The sequence below is a fragment of the Frankia sp. CcWB2 genome (genome assembly GCF_977927585.1).
Genome location: NZ_CDWRCM010000057.1, coordinates 6,326 through 7,416, shown reverse-complemented (window position 1 = coordinate 7,416; position 1,091 = coordinate 6,326). Strand labels below are relative to the sequence as shown.

Sequence of the window (1,091 nt, the reverse complement as noted above, 5' to 3'; positions counted from 1 at the left end):
CCGTAGAGAGACACCGGGACGACGTGCGCGCCGAACGGGGTTTCGCAGTCGGCGCAGAGGAACACGCCGCCGTCGGGGAGAAAGTCGAGATGAAGGGCGGTCGGCAGGCATGCAGGCATGCGAATTTGGGGGAGCTGAGTACGGTCTGCGGTTCCTGAACCGTGACTGGCTCCCCAAAACTCGGCCGCCACGCGATCATGCATCGTCGCAGGCCATCCCTTACTCCCCGTACGGCACGTCCGTGGACTCCACTGATGTCGAGCCGCGCGGACACCTGGCCGTTCTCGCTGGGCTGGCTATCGGCGTCTGCCGGCCCACTGCTGTATGAGGGCTGCGGCGGCCTCGTGGTCGATGGTCACTCGGTTGCTGAGTACGGCATGCGCGGCGGCGAGTTTCCCGACGAGCTTGTCGATGAATGCATGTGTGTCATCGCGGGTGAGGTTTCCCTCGGTGATGATTTTCGTGTAGCGGACGGTGTCGACGATGGCGGACTGCACCCGTTCGTGGGAGAGGTAGGTGTCGAGGTCTGACTGCCATCCCTCGGCGGCCGGACCGTTGACAACGGAGGTCCACCCATGGATGAGTGCGGCTGACTCGTCGGGCTGGTAGCTCATCTTGTGCAGGTGGACCGCAAGATCATAGACCGGATCGCCCCACAGGGCGAGTTCCCAGTCGAGGAAGTAGGCTTGGCCATCCGAGATGATGATGTTCTTGCGGTGGATGTCGGTGTGGAGGAGGCGGAAAGGCCGCGGGTGCAGCGTCGTCCATCGACTGTTGATCTCGGTGAGCGCGTCGATGGGGATGCCGAACTCGGCGTACAGATCGCCGAAGTCGGGGAGGAACCGGGAATGCACGCCTGCGGTGACAGCGGACAGGCTGCGGGCGAAGTCGGCGGTCCGCCCGTCCGCCGGCCAGCCTGGCGGCGATTGCGGCAGGCGTTCGCGCGGGATGAGGCCGAGCTGCCCGAAGAGCTCCACGACGTCGCCGATGACGTGGTCGGGAACGCGGGTGCCGCGTGGTGCGGTGTTATCGAGGAGCTGACCGGGAAGGAATTCCACGATCTGGTAGCGGGGCTGCATGCGGGCGTAGGA

At 65.2% G+C, this 1,091-nt stretch carries 1 protein-coding gene; it reads right to left on the bottom strand.

Going from position 1 to position 1,091, the window contains the following annotated elements; all coding sequences use genetic code 11:
* Positions 1–296: 296 nt before the first annotated feature.
* On the bottom strand, positions 297–1,091 hold a 795-nt coding region (locus ACY45C_RS08475), incomplete at its 5' end, for an aminoglycoside phosphotransferase family protein (RefSeq protein ID WP_462187072.1).